Here is a 17,656-nt window from a genome sequence, read left to right as displayed (position 1 = left end):
GACGGTCAGCGCCGCTGCACCAGCAGCGCCTGTGCCGAGGTCCCGACGAATCCGTTGTCGTCGAACAACTCTGCGGTGGTGACACCCACGCCGTCCGGCCCGATGGAGGCGCGCGCCCGCAGGCCGAAGTCCGTGCCGACGGGCAGCCGGTGCAGGTGCACGACGGTGTCGGTGTTCATGAACATGAACTCGTTGACGTCCAGCACGGCACCGACCCCGTTCGCCGAGTCGACCACCATCGCCAGCCGCTGCAGGGCGGTGGTCGGCTCACTGTCCACCAGATGTACCTGCGGGCTCAGCCACGCGATCGCCGAGCCGTCGGGCGCGTCGGGCTGTACGCGCCACCGCACCGACGTGGCATAGCCGTCGGCCTGAGCGAACCACGCCGGTGGAGGTAAGTCGGGCCCGATGATCAGCGGAGCGTGCCGGTCGGAGGCCACCGCTGCGGTGTCGGAGCCGGCCAGCGCCCACGCGCTGAGCCGGGCCACCGGCCGCTCGTCGCCAGGAGTGAGCATCTCGGCCTCCAGCAGCGCGATGCGCCGGCCAGGCCGCTGCACCCGGGCCCGGACGCGCACCGGCGCTACCGGGATCGCCCCCAGAATGTCCAGGCTCAACCGGGCGATCCGCTGGCCCGAACCGTCGATCAACCGCTCCACTTCGCGGGTGAGCAGGGCCAGCGGGGGCGAACCGTGTTGCAGCTGACCCCAGTTGCTGCGGGTCAGATCGCTGGACTCGTAGACCACGTCATCGGGGCCCAAGCCGGGTGACCGGTGGTAGTAGCTGCCGGTCATGCCGCGCTCTCCGACGGCCAGCCGGGGTAGGGCGGCGCGGTACCGCCGAACGCCGGGCACAGCGCGCGGTGCGCGCACCAGTCGCACATACGTGAGGGCTGGGGGCGGAAATCTCCTGTGGCACCGGCATTCTGGATGGCCTGCCAGATGGCGACCAACGTCTTCTCGAAGCGCAGCAACTCGTCGTGGTCGGGGGAGTAGTCCAGCAGTTGACCGTCGGCCAGGTAGATCAGCCGTAGCCGTGAGGGCATCACGTCGCGTGAGCGCAGCAGGGCGACCGCATAGAACTTCATCTGAAACAGCGCCTTGGCCTCGGCGGCCCCGGATGATCGGCCGGTGGCTGCCGGCGCGCGGCCGGTCTTGTAGTCGACCACCCGCAGCGCTCCGGTCGCTGAGACGTCGATGCGGTCGACGAAGCCGCGCAGCAGGGTGCCATCGGCCAGCTCGACCTCGACCCGCTGCTCACAGCTCTGCGGATCGAAGCGGCGGGGGTCCTCCAGCCGGTAGTAGCCGGTCAGCAGCTTGCGTGCCTCGGCCATCAACTGCTCGGTGTCCAGCCCGTCCGACATCGCCGGGACGGTGCTGGCCAGATGCTCCCAGGCCGGCGTGACCAGGGCGCGGGCTGTTTCGGGGCCACGCTGCTCCGCGGGGAGCGCATAGAGCCGTTCCAGGGCGCCGTGGACCACCGAGCCGCGCAGCTGGGCCACGGTCGAGGCCTCCGGCAGCCGGTCGATCGCCCGAAATCGGTACAGCAGCGGGCACTGTTTGAAGTCGGCCGCCCGCGACGGTGACAACGCCGGCTTGCTCATAGTTGCGAACCCTACGGGCATGCGCCGACAACCCTTCTCGAACACGCTGCGTAGGGTGGACGCCTGTGTCCGAATCCGGGATCTTTCAGGCGGGCGATCGGGCCCAGTTCACCGACGCCAAGGGGCGCCGCTACACCACCGTGCTGGTTCCTGGCGGCGACTTTCACACCCATCGCGGGGCTATACCGCACGATGAGGTGATCGGGCTGCCCGACGGCAGCGTGGTCAAATCCGCCAACGGCGACCCGTTCCTGGTGCTGCGGCCGCTGCTGGTCGACTACGTGATGTCGATGCCGCGCGGTGCGCAGGTGATCTACCCCAAGGACTCGGCGCAGATCATCCATGAAGGCGACATCTTTCCCGGCGCGCGAGTGCTAGAGGCCGGCGCCGGCTCGGGTGCGTTGACCCTCTCGCTGTTGCGGGCGGTCGGCCCCGAGGGGCAGGTGATCTCCTACGAACTGCGCGATGACCACGCGGTGCACGCCCGCGCCAACGTCGAGACCTTCCTCGGGGGGCAGCCGGACAACTGGCAGCTGGTGATGGGCGATGTGGCCGACAGTGACCTGCCCGACGGCTCGATCGACCGGGTGGTGCTGGACATGCTGGCGCCCTGGGAGGTGCTGGGCACCGTGTCGCGGGTCCTGGTTCCCGGCGGGGTGTTGGTGATCTACGTCGCCACCGTCACCCAGTTGTCGCAGGTGAACGAGGCGCTGCGTGAGCAGCAGTGCTGGACCGAGCCGAGGTCCTGGGAGACCATGCAGCGCGGCTGGAATGTCGTCGGCCTCGCCGTGCGGCCCCAGCACGCGATGCGCGGGCACACCGCGTTCCTGGTCTGCGCCCGCAGGCTGGCCCCGGACACCGTCACCCCGACGCGGCTGGGGAAAAAACGGGGACGTCCGTAGCTGCACGGGGCTGCACCGGGGCCGGCTGCCTCGGCCTAGGGCGGCGGTGGAGCGGGCTCGGCTGAAGTGCCGCCGGTCTGGGCCTTGCCGAAGGCCAGCAGGCTCTTGGCGGTGGCCTGCGACAGCAGCCAATTGCCGTCCTTGGGAGTGAACTCCATGGGGAAGAAGAACTCCCCGGCGTCCGGGTTGGCCGTGGTCACCGTCACATCGGCGGTCACGTTGCCCGGGGAACGATCCGCCCAGCCGATCCCGGCGGCATCCAGATTCAGCGGCAGATAGCCGCCGTCGCGCAGTGCGGTGGCGAACTTGTCGATGGTTGCGGCGTCGGTGGGTTTGGCGCCTTCGATGAGGGCCACCTTGTCGGTGCCGGGAACCTCGGGGTCCGCCAACCGGTAGAGCACATCGGTCAACACTTCCGGCCCGGGCAGCGGCGACGACGGCACCGAGACAGCGGCCGTCGTCGACGGCGCGGCAACCTCAGCGGCCGGCACCGTCTGCTGGTGGCCGGTACAGCCCGACATCGCCCACACCACCACCGCCGTAGCGGCGGCGGTGCGGGCGATACGACAGCAGGACATGCGGTCCGCGATCAGCCCGACGTCAGCTGCGACAGCGACAGCAGCGAGGCCCGGGACAGCTTCCAACCGCCCTGGTCGACGAACGTCAGGTTCACCGTGTGCGGCTCCAGCTTCGGGCTCGAGGCGGTGACGTCCGCGCTGGCAGCTCCGGGGCCGGTGGGTATGACGTTGGCCACGCTGATCGACAGCGGCAGGGCGCCCTTCTTGAGCGCCTTCTGCAGCTTGTGGTCGATCACACCGCTCTCCGCCGGGCCCAGACCACCCTCCACGAGGTCGGACTTTCCGGCAGCCGGCACGCCGGGGTCGGCCAGCGTGTTGAGCACGCTGGCCAGCTGCTCGGGAGCCGGTACAGCGGCGGCCGGGTCCAGCGGCAGCGGTGCGAAGAACACCGTCGTCGGTGCCTGGGCGGCGGCGGGAGCCTGCGCTGTCAGGTAGCTCACAGCGGAAGTTGCTGCGCCGATGGCCGCCACTGCCGCCACAGCCGTGGCGAGGGATTTCATAGTCATTGAGGTCCTTTCGACTGCTCGATGTGACAGCGAGGCTAACAGCGCAGCCGGTGTGTCGGATTGTCTCTCCACCCGCGAATGGACAATGGCCGGTAGCGTTGAGGCATCCGTCGCTTCAACTTCCAGTTCGGGAAAGGAGCGCACCATGAGCACCATGGGAGAGTCGCCGCGTCCTGAGGGTTTCGGCGCGTCCGGGGGGGCGCACGCATCCGGTGAGGGTTTCGCCGAGTTGGAGGAACTTCGCCGCGAGGCCGCGATGCTGCGCGCGCAGCTCGACAACACCCCCCAGGACACCACCCGAGTGGGCCGCGACGTGCGTCAGCTCGAAGCCCAGATTGACTCGCTGACCACGCGAAACTCCAAACTGATGGACACCCTCAAAGAGGCGCGTCAGCAGTTGTTGGCGTTGCGTGAGGAAGTCGATCGTCTCGGTCAGCCACCCAGTGGCTACGGCGTGCTGCTGGGCAGTAACGACGACGACACCGTCGACGTGTTCACCTCGGGCCGTCGGATGCGGCTGAACATCTCGCCCAACATCGAGATCGCGACGCTCAAGAAGGGCCAGACGGTCCGGCTCAACGAGGCGCTGACGGTGGTCGAGGTCGGCAATTTCGAGTCGGTCGGCGAAATATCCACGTTGCGCGAAATCCTGTCCGACGGGCACCGCGCGCTGGTTGTGGGTCACGCCGATGAGGAGCGCATCGTCTGGCTGGCTGAGCCGCTGGTCGCCGCGGACCTGCCGGACAGCAACCCCGACGCGCTGTCGGATGACTGGCGTCCCCGCAAGCTGCGGCCCGGCGACTCGTTGCTGGTCGACACCAAGGCCGGCTACGCCTTCGAGCGCATCCCCAAGGCCGAGGTCGAGGACCTGGTGCTCGAGGAGGTCCCCGACGTCAGCTACGGCGACATCGGCGGCCTGACGCGTCAGATCGAGCAGATTCGCGACGCCGTGGAACTGCCGTTCCTGCACAAGGACCTCTACCGCGAATACGCGCTGCGCCCGCCCAAGGGTGTGCTGCTCTACGGCCCGCCCGGCTGCGGTAAGACGCTGATCGCCAAGGCGGTGGCCAACTCGCTGGCCAAGAAGATGGCCGAGGTGCGCGGCGACGACGCCCACGAGGCGAAGTCGTACTTCCTCAACATCAAGGGTCCCGAGCTGCTGAACAAGTTCGTCGGCGAGACCGAACGCCACATCCGGCTGATCTTCCAGCGCGCCCGCGAGAAGGCCTCCGAGGGCACCCCGGTCATCGTGTTCTTCGACGAGATGGATTCGATCTTCCGCACCCGTGGCACCGGTGTCTCCTCGGACGTGGAGACCACGGTGGTGCCCCAGCTGCTCAGTGAGATCGACGGCGTTGAGGGGCTGGAGAACGTCATCGTGATCGGCGCCTCCAACCGTGAGGACATGATCGACCCGGCGATCCTGCGTCCCGGCCGCCTGGACGTGAAGATCAAGATCGAACGCCCGGATGCCGAAGCCGCACAAGACATCTTCTCGAAGTATCTGGTCGAGACCCTGCCGGTGCACGCCGACGACCTCGCGGAATTCGGCGGGGACCGGGCGGCCTGCATCAAGGCGATGATCGAGAAGGTCGTCGACCGGATGTATGCCGAGATCGATGACAACCGGTTCCTGGAGGTCACCTACGCCAACGGTGACAAAGAGGTCATGTACTTCAAGGACTTCAACTCCGGGGCGATGATCCAAAACGTCGTCGACCGGGCGAAGAAGAACGCCATCAAGTCGGTGTTGGAGACCGGTCAGCCGGGTCTGCGCATCCAGCACCTGCTGGACTCGATCGTCGATGAGTTCGCCGAGAACGAAGACCTGCCCAACACCACCAACCCCGATGACTGGGCGCGGATCTCGGGTAAGAAGGGCGAGCGGATCGTCTACATCCGCACCCTGGTCACCGGCAAGAGCTCCAGCGCCAGCCGGGCCATCGACACCGAATCCAACCTGGGGCAGTACCTGTAGCGCTAGCTTGCTACCCCCGCGCGAGCACCCCCCCCGCGCGAGCGCGCGTGTTTGTCCGCCGACACGCCGCCCAGCGCGTACAACTGCGCACGTTCGCGGACAGGACGCCCCAGCGCTAGCTGGCCTGCAGCGAGTAACTGTTGGTCAGGTCGTCCTGCAACACCCGGGCGACCTCGGTGGTGGTGTCCACCGTCAGTGGGCTGGTCAGGACGCGGGCCTGATAGGTCCAGCCCGCTGGCAGCGTGAGGCGGTCGGCGAGTCCGGGCAGGTCGGCTCGGGTCAGGTTCGGGTCCGCCACCTGGCTCCAGGTCTGCATCACCCAACGCCGTCCCTGCGGGTCGATCAGCTCGTAGATCTCTTCGCCGGCGTCGAAGACGAAGACCGCATGACGGCTCACCTCATTGACGGTGTAGGGCGCCGGATTCATCGACGACAGCGCGACCTGCGCCTGCTTGATCATCTCGATGCCGCCGAAGCTCTTGGTCTCGCGGGGGCCCCGTGGCGCCTTCTCAATGGTGTTCATCAGCCAGTAGCGGGGGCCGTTGAGCAGAGCGGCGGCCGCGCCGTTCTCGGTGGCGATGGCCTGTGCGTCCAGGGCTGACCACAGCTGCGCGGGGCAGTCGTTGAGCGGGAACGAGTTGTAGACGACGGCCTGCGGGCCGGCTTGTCCGACTTCGACGAGGAGCACTTCGCCGTAGCGCTTCCCGGCAACTCCGGTGGTCTGCTGGCGGGTCTGCTCGGCGGGCATTGAGTGAAATTAGCCACAGGCCCCGGCGACGTCAACACCTCTGACGGCGTCGTTGTGTCGCCCCTTTAGGCTGAACGTCATGCAGCGGATCATCGGGACCGAAGTCGAGTACGGGATCGCTTCGCCGTCGGATCCGACTGCCAATCCGATCCTCACCTCCACCCAGGCGGTGTTGGCCTACGCGGCCGCGGCGGGAATCCCGCGGGCCAAGCGCACCCGCTGGGACTACGAGGTGGAATCGCCGCTGCGCGACGCCCGGGGCTTCGACCTGAGCCGCTCGTCGGGTCCGCCGCCGATCATCGATGCCGATGAGGTCGGTGCCGCGAACATGATCCTCACCAATGGCGCGCGGCTCTATGTCGACCACGCGCACCCGGAATACTCCGCGCCCGAAGTCACCGACCCGCTCGATGCGGTCATTTGGGACAAGGCCGGTGAGCGGGTGATGGAGGCCGCCGCCCGCTATGTGGCCAGCGTGCCCGGCGCGGCCAAACTGCAGCTCTACAAGAACAACATCGACAACAAGGGCGCCTCTTACGGCACCCACGAGAACTACCTCATGAGCCGGCAGACGCCCTTCTCGGCGATCATCGCGGGCCTGACCCCGTTTCTGGTGTCGCGACAGGTGGTCACCGGCTCAGGTCGCGTGGGGCTGGGCGCCGCCGGCGACGAACCGGGTTTTCAGCTGTCGCAGCGTGCCGACTACATCGAGGTCGAGGTCGGACTGGAGACCACGCTCAAGCGCGGCATCATCAACACCCGCGACGAACCGCACGCCGACGCCGACAAATATCGCCGGTTGCACGTGATCATCGGGGACGCCAACCTCGCCGAAACGTCGACATATCTGAAGGTGGGCACCACGGCGCTGGTGCTCGACCTGATCGAGGAGGGTGCCGCGCACGGGATTGACCTGAGCGATCTCGTGCTGGCGCGGCCGGTTCGCGCGGTGCACGTCATTAGCCGTGACCCGACCTTGCGTGCCACCGTCGCGCTCGCCGACGGCCGCGAGATGACCGGCCTTGCGCTGCAACGTATTTACCTCGAACGGGTGACGAAACTGGTGGAGGCCCGGGAGCCGGATCCACGGGCCACCGACATCATCGAGACGTGGGCCAGGGTCCTTGACCAGCTGGAGCGCGACCCGATGGAGTGCGCCGACCTGCTGGACTGGCCGGCCAAGCTGCGTCTGCTGGAAGGCTTCCGGCAACGGGAGAACCTCAGCTGGTCGGCGCCCCGACTGCACCTAATCGACCTGCAGTATTCCGACGTGCGGTTGGACAAGGGGCTGTACAACCGGTTGGTGGCGCGCGGCTCCATGCGCCGCCTGATCACCGAACAGCAGGTGCTGGCCGCGGTCGACAACCCGCCGACCGACACCCGCGCCTACTTCCGCGGGGAGTGCCTGCGCCGGTTCGGCGCCGATATCGCGGCGGCGAGCTGGGACTCGGTCATCTTCGACCTGGGTGGTGACTCGCTGGTGCGCATCCCCACCTTGGAGCCGCTGCGGGGCAGTAAGGCCCACGTCGGCGCACTGCTGGACTCGGTGGACAGTGCCGCCGAACTGGTACAACAACTCACCACCTAGACCCCGAGCAACATCGGCGCCGACCGGTAGGGTGGGAGAAACCGGCCGCGGTCATGCGCGGTCGATGAGATTTCAGGAGGCAGCAATGGCTCAGGAGCAGACCAAGCGCGGCGGGGGCGGCGGAGACGACGAGGATCTGACCGGCAGCACTGCGGCGGGCCAGGAACGCCGGGAGAAGCTCACCGAGGAGACCGACGACCTGCTCGACGAGATCGATGACGTGCTGGAAGAGAACGCCGAGGACTTCGTGCGCGCATATGTCCAAAAGGGCGGCCAGTGACCTGGTTGTCGCGTGATCGTCTGCCTCTCAACTCAGCAACGCCAGGAATCGCGCTCACCGGTGTAGGCCTGTCGTCGTTCTCGGAATTCCTGCGGCTGCAGGCACCTGAACTGCTTCCCACGGGTGCGGCGCAGACCGTCGCTGCTGGTGACCAATTGCCGCACGGCACCACCATTGTCGCCCTGAAGTACCCGGGCGGGGTTCTCATCGCCGGCGACCGGCGCTCCACGCAGGGCAACATGATCGCGGGCCGCGACGTGCAGAAGGTGTACGTCACCGACGAATACACCGCGACCGGCATCGCGGGCACAGCCGCGATCGCTGTCGAGTTCGCTCGGCTCTATGCGGTGGAGCTGGAGCATTACGAGAAGCTCGAAGGCGTGCCGCTGACGTTCGCCGGCAAGGTCAACCGGTTGTCGACCATGGTGCGCGGCAACCTCGGCGCGGCGATGCAGGGGCTGGTGGCGTTGCCGCTGCTGGCCGGTTACGACATCGACGCTGAGGACCCGCAGACGGCGGGGCGCATCGTGTCGTTCGACGCCGCCGGCGGCTGGAACGTCGAGAGCGAGGGCTATCAGGCGGTGGGCTCGGGTTCGCTGTTCGCCAAGTCGTCGATCAAGAAGCTCTACGGACAGATCACTGACGCCGACTCCGCCCTGCGGGTCGCGATCGAGGCGCTCTACGACGCCGCCGATGACGACTCCGCCACGGGCGGACCGGATCTGGTGCGCGGCATCTACCCGACCGCGGTCACCATCGACGTCGACGGGGCCGTCGACATCACCGAGGAGCGGATCGCCGAACTGGCCCGTGCCGTGGTTGAGAGTCGAACTCGTGGCGGAGGGGTTGCGCCGGCGACCAAGCGGGGTAAGAAATGAGCTTCCCGTATTTCATCTCGCCCGAACAGGCGATGCGGGAGCGCAGTGAGCTCGCCCGCAAAGGTATTGCCCGGGGCCGCAGTGTGGTGGCGCTGGCGTATGCCGACGGCGTGTTGTTCGTCGCCGAAAACCCTTCGCGCTCATTGCAGAAGATCAGTGAGCTCTATGACCGGGTGGGCTTTGCGGCCGCGGGCCGGATCAACGAGTTCGAGAATCTGCGCCGCGGAGGAATCCAGTTCGCCGACACCCGTGGCTATGCCTATGACCGGCGGGATGTCACCGCGCGGCAATTGGCCAACGTCTACGCCCAGACCCTGGGCACCATCTTCACCGAGCAGGCCAAGCCCTACGAGGTGGAGCTGTGCGTTGCCGGTGTCGCCTACCAGGGCCAGACGAAAGCGCCTGAGCTGTATCGGATCACCTACGACGGGTCGATCACCGACGAGCCGCATTTCGTGGTGATGGGTGGTACCACCGAGCCGGTGGCCACTGCGCTCAAAGAGTCCTACGCCGAGAACGCGGAGCTGGCCGACGCGCTGCACATCGCGGTCAACGCGCTCAAGCAGACCGACACCGGTAACGGCGCCGAACCGCGCGAGCTGGGTCCGGGCACCTTGGAGGTCGCCATTTTGGATGCCAATCGGCCCAAGCGCGCGTTTCGCCGCATCAACCGTGCCGCTTTGGAATCGTTGCTCTCACAAACCGACTCGTCGGGGGAGGCGTCAGACGAAACGTCTGGCTAGGTCCCGCGATGCCGAAGAAATACGGGTTCAAAGAGAAGGATCTGGTCGTCTACCACATCGTCGACCTGGTGCTGGCGGGGGAGTTGCGCACCGGTGACCGGATCATCCGTGACGCGATTGCCAGCGCTGTGGGCGTCAGCCGGCTACCGGTTCAGCAGGCGATCGACCAACTCGAGCAGCAAGGAGTGCTGACCAGCGTCTATCACCGGGGCGTGTTCGTCAGCCGGTTCGATGAGGCCGTCGTTCGCGAACAGCACGAATTGCACGGGACCTTGAATGCGATTCCCTCGGCGCGGGCGGCGGTGAGTCCGACCCCGCGAGTGCTCGCCGAGTTGGATGCTGCGCTGCGGGATCTGCGCGCCAACAAGGCGCCGGCCGGGTTTCAAGACGCGGCCCTGGAGTTTCGCCGGATTCTTGTCGAGGAATACGCCGGTCCGCCTCTGCAGGCGGCGATCAGCGCCTCGCGGGTGTTCATGCCGCGCGGGTTCTGGGGTAGCTATGTCAACGAACATGACGAGTTTCTGCCCAGTTTCGAGGCGGAAGCCGCGGCCATCCACCAACGCGATCCAGAGGCCGCGCGGACGGCGTGCATGGAGCGAGCGGAGCTGCAGGCTGAGGTGGTGCTCGCCGAGCTGACCCGACGTGGCGTGCTGCGCCCCATCGGTTCGGTCTGACGCTGCGAGCTAACGCTCGACCCGGAAACGCTTGACGCGTGCGCCCGCGCCGGAGGCCAGTTCCACCCGGCTGCGCGGAACCCCGAAATGTGCGGCCAGAACGCGGATGACGGCGGCGTTCGCCTTGCCGTCCACTGCGGGTTCACGTACGTAGACGGTTAGCTGCCCGTCGTCGTCGGTCTCCACCAGCGGCCCTTTGCGGCTGCCCGGCTTGACCTTGACGACGACGGTTTCGGTCATCAGAACAGGATCCCAGTGTCGCGAACGTGCGTAGTTGTACGCGCAGAGCGGCGTGTCGCGGCACAGACACGCACGCTCGCGCGGAAGGGGAAGGGGAAGGGGAAGAGGAAAAGCTAGCGGGCGACGATCACCGAGGAGCCGTGACCGAACAGGCCCTGGTTGGCCGTCACACCGACGGTGGCGCCCTCGACCTGACGGCCGGTGGCCTGACCACGCAGCTGCCAGGTGAGCTCGCACACCTGGGCAATGGCCTGCGCCGGGATCGCCTCGCCGAAGCAGGCCAGCCCGCCGGACGGGTTCACCGGGACCCGGCCACCGAGGGTGGTGGCGCCGCTGCGCAGCAACTGCTCGCCCTCACCCTTGGCGCACAGGCCCAGGTGCTCGTACCAGTCGATCTCCAGCGCGGTGGACAGGTCATACACCTCGGCCAGGCTGACATCCTCCGGGCCGATCCCGGCCTCGGCGTAGGCCGCGTCCAGGATCTGGTCCTTGAACACCCGCTCCGGGGCCGCCACGACGGCGGTGGAATCGGTTGCGATGTCCGGCAATTCGGGCAGGTGCTGCGGGTAGCGGGGGGTCACGGTGGACACCGCGCGCACCGACGGCACACCGTCGAGCGAACCCAAGTGCTTCTTGGCGAACTCCGCGCTGGCCACGATCAGCGCGGCCGCACCGTCGGAGGTGGCGCAGATGTCGAGCTGGCGCAGCGGGTCGGAGACCACCGGGCTGGCCAGCACGTCGGCGACCGCGGACTCCTTGCGGTAGCGCGCGTTCGGGTTGTTCAGCCCGTGCCGGGAGTTCTTCACCTTGACCTGGGCGAAGTCTTCGGAGGTGGCGCCGTAGAGGTCCATCCGGCGGCGCGCCAGCAGCGCGAAGTACACCGGGTTCATCGCACCGATCAGGTGGAAGCGCTGCCAGTCGGGGTCGTTCTTGCGTTCACCGCCGACGGGGGCGAACGCGCCCTTGGGGGTGGTGTCGGCGCCGATCACCAGCGCCACATCGCAGAAGCCGGCCAGGATCTGGGCCCGGGCGCTCTGCAGCGCCTGCGACCCGGAGGCGCAGGCGGCATACGACGAGGACACCGGAACCCCGTTCCAGCCCAGCTTCTGGGCGAACGTCGAACCGGCGATGAAGCCCGGGTAGCCGTTGCGGATGGTGTCCGCCCCGGCGATGAACTGGATCTGCTGCGCGTTCAGGCCGGCGTCGGCCAGCGCGGCACGGGCGGCGACCACCCCGTACTCGGTGAAGTCGCGGCCCCACTTGCCCCACGGGTGCATGCCCGCACCCAGGATGTACAGCGGCTCGGGGCTCATGCGTCCACCTTCTTCCACGCGTAGACGGTGCGCGTCACGCCGTCGTCGTCGGTGTAGAGCGGCATGGTGGTCAGCTCCATCTCCATGCCGACCTTCAAGTCCGCGGCCAGGGTGCCCTCGACCACCTTGCCCAGCACGATCAGGCCCTCGTCGGCCAGCTCCACCGCGGCGATCGCGAACGGCTCGAACGGGTCGCTCGGCGGGTAGGGGGCCGGCGGGAGGTACCGGTTCTCGGTGTAGCTCCAGATCGTGCCGCGCCGCGACAGCGCGACCGGCTCCAACACGTCGCCGTCGCAGGCGGGGTTGGGGCAGTTGTTCTCACGCGGCGGGAACACATAGGTGCCGCACTGCGGACACTTGGCGCCGGTCAGGTGGGGGAGGCCGGCGTCGTCGGTGGCGAACCACCCGTCGATGGCCGGCTGCGAGGCTACATCTGGCACTCGGTCAGCGTACCCAACGACGGCAGTGAAATTGAAACGTGTTCCAGTCACCGGGCGGTCGGGTGCTCCGACCTATGGTGGCGGGGTCAGACGCGGAAGCAGAGGGGTTCGGCAATGGTGATCGTCGCAGGACATCTGGCGGTGGATCCCGGTCAGCGGGACGGCTACCTGCACCAGTGCCGCGACGTCGTGAAGCAGGCTCGCCGCGCACCGGGATGCCACGACTTCGCGATCACGGCCGACCTTCTCGATCCGGGCCGCGTCGACATCTTCGAACGTTGGGAATCGCGGGCCGCGTTGGAAGCGTTCCGCGGCAGCGGGCCCAGCGACGAGCAGGCCGCCGCGATCCTGTCGGCCGCGATCGCCGAGTACGACGTCGCCGAGGAGCGACCGCTGACCTGATGTCCGCGGCAGTGCCTAGAGTTGTCCCCGTGAGTCAGACCAAACCGACGCTGCTGCTTCTCGACGGAAACTCGCTGGCGTACCGCGCCTTCTATGCCCTGCCCGCGGAGAACTTCAAGACGCGCAGCGGCCTGACCACCAACGCCGTCTACGGATTCACCGCGATGCTGATCAACCTGCTGCGCGACGAGGCTCCCACGCACGTCGCCGCCGCGTTCGACGTGTCGCGGCAGACCTTCCGCTCCGAGCGTTTCCCGGAGTACAAGGCCACCCGGTCCTCGACGCCCGATGAGTTCCGCGGCCAGATCGACATCACCAAGGAGGTGCTGGCGGCGCTGGGTATCACCACGCTGTCCGAGCCCGGCTTTGAGGCCGATGACCTGATCGCCACCCTGGCCACTCAGGCCGACGCCGAGGGCTATCGGGTGCTGGTGGTCACCGGCGACCGCGACGCCCTGCAATTGGTCAACGAGAACGTGACCGTGCTCTACCCGCGCAAGGGCGTCAGCGACCTGACCCGCTTCACCCCCGACGCCGTGGTCGAGAAGTACGGGCTGACCCCGGCGCAGTACCCGGATTTCGCGGCGCTGCGCGGCGACCCCAGCGACAACCTGCCGGGCATCCCCGGGGTGGGGGAGAAGACCGCCTCGAAGTGGATCACCGAATACGGCTCGCTGCAAGGCCTGGTCGACCACGTCGACACCGTCAAGGGCAAGGTCGGAGATGCGTTGCGCGCCAACCTGTCCACCGTGATCCTCAACCGCGAACTCACCGACTTGGTGCGCAACGTGCCGCTGGCGCAGACGCCGGACACCCTGCGGCTGGTGCCCTGGGACCGCGAGCAGATCCACCAGCTCTTTGACGACCTCGAGTTCCGGGTGCTGCGGGATCGCCTTTTCGAGACCCTGTCCACCGCGGGCGGCACCGTGGCCGAGGCCGAAGAGGGCTTCGAGGTGCGCGGCGGCGCCCTGGAACCGGGCACCGTCGCCGCCTGGCTGACCGAGCACGCCTCCGACGGCCGCCGCACCGGGCTGGCCGTGATCGGCACCCACCGCAGCTTCGACAGCGACGCCACCGCGCTGGCACTGGCCTCGGCAGACGGAGAGGGCGGCTATGTCGACACCGCGGCCCTGACCGCCGACGACGAGGCCGCGCTCGGTGCCTGGCTGGCCGACCCGACCAAGCCGAAGGCGTTGCACGAGGCCAAGCTGGCCATCCACGACCTGGCCGGGCGTGGCTGGGCCCTCGACGGTGTCACCAGCGACACCGCGCTGGCCGCCTACCTGGTGCGCCCCGGGCAGCGCAGCTTCAGCCTCGACGATCTCTCGGTGCGCTACCTGCGCCGGGAACTGCGCGCCGAATCCGCTGAACAACAACAGCTCTCACTGCTCGACGACACCGAAGGCGTCGATGACCAAGCGGTGCAGACGGCGATCCTGCGGGCCAGGGCGGTCAACGATCTGGCCGATGCGCTGGACCTCGAGCTTGACCGGATCGACTCCGCCGGCCTGCTCGCCGACATCGAACTGCCCCTGCAGCGCGTGCTGGCGGAGTTGGAGGATGCCGGGATCGGTGTCGACCTGGCCCACTTGAATCAGCTGCAGAGCCGGTTCGGCGACCAGATCCGGGATGCGGCCGAAGCCGCCTATGCGGTGATCGGCAAGCAGATCAACCTCGGATCGCCCAAGCAGCTGCAGGTAGTGCTCTTCGACGAGCTGGGCATGCCTAAGACGAAGAAGACCAAGACCGGCTACACCACCGATGCCGACGCCCTGCAGACGCTGTTCGACAAGACCGGGCATCCGTTCCTGGAGCACCTGCTGACCCACCGCGACGTCACCCGGCTCAAGGTGACCGTCGACGGCTTGCTGAAATCTGTGGCCTCCGACGGCCGCATCCACACCACGCTGAACCAGACCATCGCGGCCACCGGCCGGCTGTCCTCCACCGAGCCCAACCTGCAGAACATCCCGATCCGCACCGACGCCGGCCGGCAGATCCGCGACGCCTTCGTGGTGGGCTCTGGAGGCGGACAGGACTACGTCGAGCTGATGACGGTGGACTACAGCCAGATCGAGATGCGCATCATGGCGCACCTGTCGGCCGACGCCGGCCTCATCGAGGCGTTCAACACCGGCGAAGACCTGCACTCGTTCGTCGGGTCGCGGGCGTTCTCGGTGCCCATCGACGAGGTGACCCCGGACATGCGTCGCCGCGTCAAGGCGATGTCCTACGGCCTGGCCTACGGACTGAGCGCCTACGGGCTGGCCTCCCAGCTCAAGATCTCGACCGAAGAGGCCAAAGAGCAGATGGACGCCTACTTCGACCGGTTCGGCCGGGTGCGCGACTACCTGCACGAGGTGGTGGAGCAGGCCCGCAAGGACGGCTACACCTCGACGGTGCTGGGCCGGCGGCGCTACCTGCCGGAGCTGGACAGCAGCAACCGCCAGGTCCGCGAATCCGCCGAGCGGGCCGCGCTCAACGCCCCGATCCAGGGCAGCGCGGCCGACATCATCAAGGTGGCGATGATCAACGTCGACACCGCGCTCAAGGCCTCCGAGCTGCGGTCGAGGATGTTGCTGCAGGTGCACGACGAGCTGCTGTTCGAGGTGGCCGACGGCGAACGCGAGGCGCTGGAGGCGCTGGTGCGCGACAAGATGGGCAGTGCTTATCCGCTCAGCGTCCCGCTGGAGGTTGCGGTGGGTTATGGGCGCAGCTGGGATGCCGCGGCACACTAGCGGGCAGTCAGTTGCTGGGTAGCGTCACTGAGTCGGCGGGGTGCAAGGCGATCACGGCGGGGGCGATCCAGCGGTGCAGGAAGTCCCGTAGCTCGCTGGGGGATCGAACGGGGTGCCCCGGGTCGGTCAGCTGTGACTGGACCATCCTCAGCATGAGCTCGACGAGCTCGTCCATGTCGGTGGCCGACCAGCCCGATGCCCTCCAGTCGACATCGAACTGGTCGACGATGCCACGCCCAGCGCTCAATGCTTCCGGAGAGGTAACCGCTGGCAGGTATTGGCCCCGTTCCGGGGCGGAGAACAGCAGCTGAAATCTGCGATGCTCCCGTAGTCGTTCCAAGGTCAGTGCAATGCCCTCGACCACCGCGTCCGCGGGATTGGTGATGCCCGACAATGCCTGTCCGAGCCCCGCCATGAATTCCTCGGCGGCTCTTTGCAGGGTGGCCTTGACCAGGGTCGGGGTGTCCGAAAAATACCGGTAGACCGTGGCGCGAGTGACGCCCAGACGTTTGGCCACTTGCAGGATGTTGACCTCGGTCATGCCGCCGTCGATGAGGTCGGCGGCTGCTTTCACAATCCGGTCGATGGCCTCAGTGTCGTTTGCTGGCGTGGAGCCAGACCACCCATGTGTCCGCACGGTCCTCTTTTGGGTTTGCGTTCCGGTCGCTGCCTACCGTACGTCGGCGACGGCGCTCGTGGTGAGGCTGGACGGTCTCGAGCGGCGACGTCGCCGCCTGGGTGGACACTCGATAGAAAAAGTGTATTGTCGTCGTGACGTGCGACACACAAGAAGCGAGGTAGGCCCATGACTAACGTTGCGCCGCGTTCGGTCGGCACTGATGCCGATGTCCCAGAGATCACTCCGCTGGGTCCCAAACTCACCGAACGTGCCCTGCAACTGGTGCTGGGCAAGACAACGGACATGGCGCCGACCACATTGAAGGTTCCGCTGAATTACTACGGGGATGACAAACTCACCGAGCTCGAACATTCGATGCTGTTGCGGCGCACGCCGCTGCCCGTGCTGGCCTCGGCCCAGATTCCGAATCCCAACGACTATGTGGTGCGGTCGTTCCTGGGTGACTCGCTGTTGATCACGCGTGACCGCGACGGCAAAGCGCATGTGCTGCTGAACTACTGCCGCCACCGCGGCGCAATGCCGGCATGCGGGGCGGGCAATGCGCGTCGGTTCACCTGCCCGTACCACGCCTGGGTCTACGACAACACCGGGAAACTTCGTGGGTTGCCGGGCAAGGTCGGTTTCGACGACCTTGAGCGTGACCAGTACAGCCTCGTGGAATTGCCCAGCGAAGAGCGGCACGGATTCATCTGGGCGGTGATGACCGCCGATGCAGAACTAGATCTCGACGCTCACCTGGGGCCCTTGGACGCAGAGTTGGCCCAGTGGAACTATCAGAATTACCAGTATCACGACGAGCGTTTTTTGGAGTCGCCGGTCAGCTGGAAAGGGGCGTTGGAAGCGTTCGCCGAGGGCTACCACTTTCCGTTTGTTCACGGCAACAGCGTCATCGGGCAGAACACCGTTGCCAATACCCACGTCTATGACGGGTTTGGCGACCACCACCGCATTGGCTTTCCGTTCAATTGGATCGCCGATCTGGAGGGCAAGGAGCCGAGCGACGATTGGGACCCCACTCAGTACATGGGGGTGATCTACTGGGTCTTTCCCAACCTCATACTCGCCAACAGCCCGGTCGGTGTCGAAGTCCTCGAGATGTTGCCCGGCAAATCGGCTACCGAATGCCAGTTGCGACACAGTTGGATGGCACGTTTCCCGGCGACCACCCCCGAACAGTCCGAGCTTTACGACGGAATCTTCGCTCAGGTGCATGCGGCCGTACGCGACGAAGACTTCGCCATGCTGCCCCAGTGCGGGGAGGGAGTTCGGCGTGGCCAGCACGATCACATGATCATCGGCCGTAACGAGATCGGCGTGCAGCACATGATTGAGGTGTTGGCGGGACGTCTGGGTGTGGCTCTCGGGTGACGTTGAGAAAGCGGCGAACCCGAGACAACGTCGGTGGTGC

General features: G+C 67.1%; 19 protein-coding genes. 10 read left to right on the top strand and 9 right to left on the bottom strand.

Going from position 1 to position 17,656, the window contains the following annotated elements; genetic code table 11:
- Window positions 1-5: 5 nt before the first annotated feature.
- The gene (locus BST15_RS06200) at window positions 6-791 is read right to left on the bottom strand and encodes a thioesterase family protein (protein WP_046686381.1); all 786 of its coding nucleotides are present in this window, start codon (window positions 789-791) and stop codon (window positions 6-8) included.
- Complete coding sequence (locus tag BST15_RS06195) at window positions 788-1,621, bottom strand: RecB family exonuclease (protein WP_046188929.1); 834 nt, start codon at window positions 1,619-1,621, stop codon at window positions 788-790. The genes BST15_RS06200 and BST15_RS06195 overlap by 4 nt, the downstream gene beginning before the upstream one ends.
- A gap of 44 nt (window positions 1,622-1,665) precedes the next feature.
- On the opposite strand from BST15_RS06195, the gene BST15_RS06190 reads away from it, so the two are divergent.
- Window positions 1,666-2,502, top strand: a complete 837-nt coding sequence (locus tag BST15_RS06190) for a tRNA (adenine-N1)-methyltransferase (protein WP_046188930.1) — start codon at window positions 1,666-1,668, stop codon at window positions 2,500-2,502.
- Window positions 2,503-2,537: 35 nt separating this feature from the next.
- Here the strand turns inward: BST15_RS06190 and lppK are convergent, their stop codons facing one another.
- Window positions 2,538-3,080, bottom strand: coding sequence for a lipoprotein LppK (gene lppK / locus BST15_RS06185; RefSeq protein ID WP_046188931.1), 543 nt, complete (start codon window positions 3,078-3,080; stop codon window positions 2,538-2,540).
- Window positions 3,081-3,091: 11 nt separating this feature from the next.
- Complete coding sequence (locus BST15_RS06180; RefSeq protein WP_046188932.1) at window positions 3,092-3,586, bottom strand: MTB12 family secreted protein; 495 nt, start codon at window positions 3,584-3,586, stop codon at window positions 3,092-3,094.
- A 154-nt stretch (window positions 3,587-3,740) separates the two neighbouring features.
- Here BST15_RS06180 and arc point away from each other — a divergent pair, with 154 nt between their 5' ends.
- On the top strand, window positions 3,741-5,564 hold the full coding sequence (arc, locus tag BST15_RS06175; protein ID WP_046188967.1) for a proteasome ATPase: 1,824 nt from the start codon (window positions 3,741-3,743) through the stop codon (window positions 5,562-5,564).
- 115 nt (window positions 5,565-5,679) lie between these two features.
- Here arc and BST15_RS06170 read toward each other — a convergent pair whose 3' ends face one another.
- Entirely contained in the window at window positions 5,680-6,312 is a 633-nt protein-coding gene (locus tag BST15_RS06170) for a hypothetical protein (RefSeq protein ID WP_046188933.1), read from the bottom strand.
- A 79-nt stretch (window positions 6,313-6,391) separates the two neighbouring features.
- Between BST15_RS06170 and dop the strand changes: the two genes are divergently transcribed.
- From dop to BST15_RS06145, 5 genes are all read left to right on the top strand, one after another.
- The gene (gene dop / locus BST15_RS06165) at window positions 6,392-7,900 is read left to right on the top strand and encodes a depupylase/deamidase Dop (RefSeq protein ID WP_046188934.1); all 1,509 of its coding nucleotides are present in this window, start codon (window positions 6,392-6,394) and stop codon (window positions 7,898-7,900) included.
- Between the two features lie 85 nt (window positions 7,901-7,985).
- Window positions 7,986-8,180 (top strand): ubiquitin-like protein Pup, encoded by a 195-nt coding sequence (locus tag BST15_RS06160; RefSeq protein WP_046188935.1) that lies wholly within the window; start codon window positions 7,986-7,988, stop codon window positions 8,178-8,180.
- Complete coding sequence (prcB, locus tag BST15_RS06155; protein ID WP_046188936.1) at window positions 8,177-9,058, top strand: proteasome subunit beta; 882 nt, start codon at window positions 8,177-8,179, stop codon at window positions 9,056-9,058. Before BST15_RS06160 ends, prcB begins: the two co-directional genes overlap by 4 nt.
- The gene (prcA, locus tag BST15_RS06150; RefSeq protein ID WP_046188937.1) at window positions 9,055-9,801 is read left to right on the top strand and encodes a proteasome subunit alpha; all 747 of its coding nucleotides are present in this window, start codon (window positions 9,055-9,057) and stop codon (window positions 9,799-9,801) included. Before prcB ends, prcA begins: the two co-directional genes overlap by 4 nt.
- A gap of 8 nt (window positions 9,802-9,809) precedes the next feature.
- Window positions 9,810-10,475, top strand: coding sequence for a GntR family transcriptional regulator (locus tag BST15_RS06145; protein ID WP_046188938.1), 666 nt, complete (start codon window positions 9,810-9,812; stop codon window positions 10,473-10,475).
- A 9-nt stretch (window positions 10,476-10,484) separates the two neighbouring features.
- Here the strand turns inward: BST15_RS06145 and BST15_RS06140 are convergent, their stop codons facing one another.
- The 3 genes from BST15_RS06140 to BST15_RS06130 all read right to left on the bottom strand — a co-directional run bounded on the left by BST15_RS06140 (window position 10,485) and on the right by BST15_RS06130 (window position 12,468).
- Complete coding sequence (locus BST15_RS06140) at window positions 10,485-10,715, bottom strand: DUF167 domain-containing protein (RefSeq protein ID WP_046188939.1); 231 nt, start codon at window positions 10,713-10,715, stop codon at window positions 10,485-10,487.
- A gap of 113 nt (window positions 10,716-10,828) precedes the next feature.
- A complete protein-coding gene (locus tag BST15_RS06135; protein WP_046188940.1) occupies window positions 10,829-12,028 on the bottom strand; it encodes a lipid-transfer protein in 1,200 nt (399 codons plus the stop codon).
- Window positions 12,025-12,468: a Zn-ribbon domain-containing OB-fold protein gene (locus BST15_RS06130; RefSeq protein WP_046188941.1), complete on the bottom strand. Its 444-nt coding sequence runs from the start codon at window positions 12,466-12,468 to the stop codon at window positions 12,025-12,027. The genes BST15_RS06135 and BST15_RS06130 overlap by 4 nt, the downstream gene beginning before the upstream one ends.
- A 114-nt stretch (window positions 12,469-12,582) precedes the next feature.
- On the opposite strand from BST15_RS06130, the gene BST15_RS06125 reads away from it, so the two are divergent.
- Together BST15_RS06125 and polA are read left to right on the top strand one after the other, a co-directional pair.
- On the top strand, window positions 12,583-12,870 hold the full coding sequence (locus BST15_RS06125; RefSeq protein WP_046188942.1) for a putative quinol monooxygenase: 288 nt from the start codon (window positions 12,583-12,585) through the stop codon (window positions 12,868-12,870).
- A gap of 29 nt (window positions 12,871-12,899) precedes the next feature.
- Complete coding sequence (polA, locus tag BST15_RS06120; protein WP_234708237.1) at window positions 12,900-15,608, top strand: DNA polymerase I; 2,709 nt, start codon at window positions 12,900-12,902, stop codon at window positions 15,606-15,608.
- Window positions 15,609-15,615: 7 nt separating this feature from the next.
- Here polA and BST15_RS06115 read toward each other — a convergent pair whose 3' ends face one another.
- Entirely contained in the window at window positions 15,616-16,182 is a 567-nt protein-coding gene (locus BST15_RS06115) for a TetR/AcrR family transcriptional regulator (RefSeq protein WP_052751392.1), read from the bottom strand.
- A 231-nt stretch (window positions 16,183-16,413) separates the two neighbouring features.
- On the opposite strand from BST15_RS06115, the gene BST15_RS06110 reads away from it, so the two are divergent.
- Window positions 16,414-17,616 carry an aromatic ring-hydroxylating oxygenase subunit alpha gene (locus BST15_RS06110; RefSeq protein ID WP_046686378.1) on the top strand — a complete coding sequence of 401 codons (1,203 nt, stop codon included), beginning with the start codon at window positions 16,414-16,416 and terminating at the stop codon, window positions 17,614-17,616.
- Window positions 17,617-17,656: the final 40 nt, after the last annotated feature.

It is taken from the genome of Mycolicibacter arupensis, from assembly GCF_002086515.1.
GTDB classification, from domain to species: Bacteria; Actinomycetota; Actinomycetes; order Mycobacteriales; family Mycobacteriaceae; genus Mycobacterium; species Mycobacterium arupense.
This window is presented reverse-complemented; position numbering and strand designations above follow the sequence as displayed.

Bases quoted from the DNA above. Each gene is read 5' to 3' on its own strand.
- BST15_RS06140 (WP_046188939.1), bottom strand. From the start codon at position 10,715: ATGACCGAAACCGTCGTCGTCAAGGTCAAGCCGGGCAGCCGCAAAGGG.
- BST15_RS06170 (WP_046188933.1), bottom strand. From the start codon at position 6,312: ATGCCCGCCGAGCAGACCCGCCAGCAGACCACCGGAGTTGCCGGGAAG.
- BST15_RS06195 (WP_046188929.1), bottom strand. From the start codon at position 1,621: ATGCCCGTAGGGTTCGCAACTATGAGCAAGCCGGCGTTGTCACCGTCG.
- BST15_RS06145 (WP_046188938.1), top strand. From the start codon at position 9,810: ATGCCGAAGAAATACGGGTTCAAAGAGAAGGATCTGGTCGTCTACCAC.
- arc (WP_046188967.1), top strand. From the start codon at position 3,741: ATGGGAGAGTCGCCGCGTCCTGAGGGTTTCGGCGCGTCCGGGGGGGCG.
- BST15_RS06125 (WP_046188942.1), top strand. From the start codon at position 12,583: ATGGTGATCGTCGCAGGACATCTGGCGGTGGATCCCGGTCAGCGGGAC.
- BST15_RS06200 (WP_046686381.1), bottom strand. From the start codon at position 791: ATGACCGGCAGCTACTACCACCGGTCACCCGGCTTGGGCCCCGATGAC.
- BST15_RS06160 (WP_046188935.1), top strand. From the start codon at position 7,986: ATGGCTCAGGAGCAGACCAAGCGCGGCGGGGGCGGCGGAGACGACGAG.
- BST15_RS06180 (WP_046188932.1), bottom strand. From the start codon at position 3,586: ATGACTATGAAATCCCTCGCCACGGCTGTGGCGGCAGTGGCGGCCATC.
- BST15_RS06135 (WP_046188940.1), bottom strand. From the start codon at position 12,028: ATGAGCCCCGAGCCGCTGTACATCCTGGGTGCGGGCATGCACCCGTGG.
- BST15_RS06110 (WP_046686378.1), top strand. From the start codon at position 16,414: ATGACTAACGTTGCGCCGCGTTCGGTCGGCACTGATGCCGATGTCCCA.
- prcA (WP_046188937.1), top strand. From the start codon at position 9,055: ATGAGCTTCCCGTATTTCATCTCGCCCGAACAGGCGATGCGGGAGCGC.
- dop (WP_046188934.1), top strand. From the start codon at position 6,392: ATGCAGCGGATCATCGGGACCGAAGTCGAGTACGGGATCGCTTCGCCG.
- lppK (WP_046188931.1), bottom strand. From the start codon at position 3,080: ATGTCCTGCTGTCGTATCGCCCGCACCGCCGCCGCTACGGCGGTGGTG.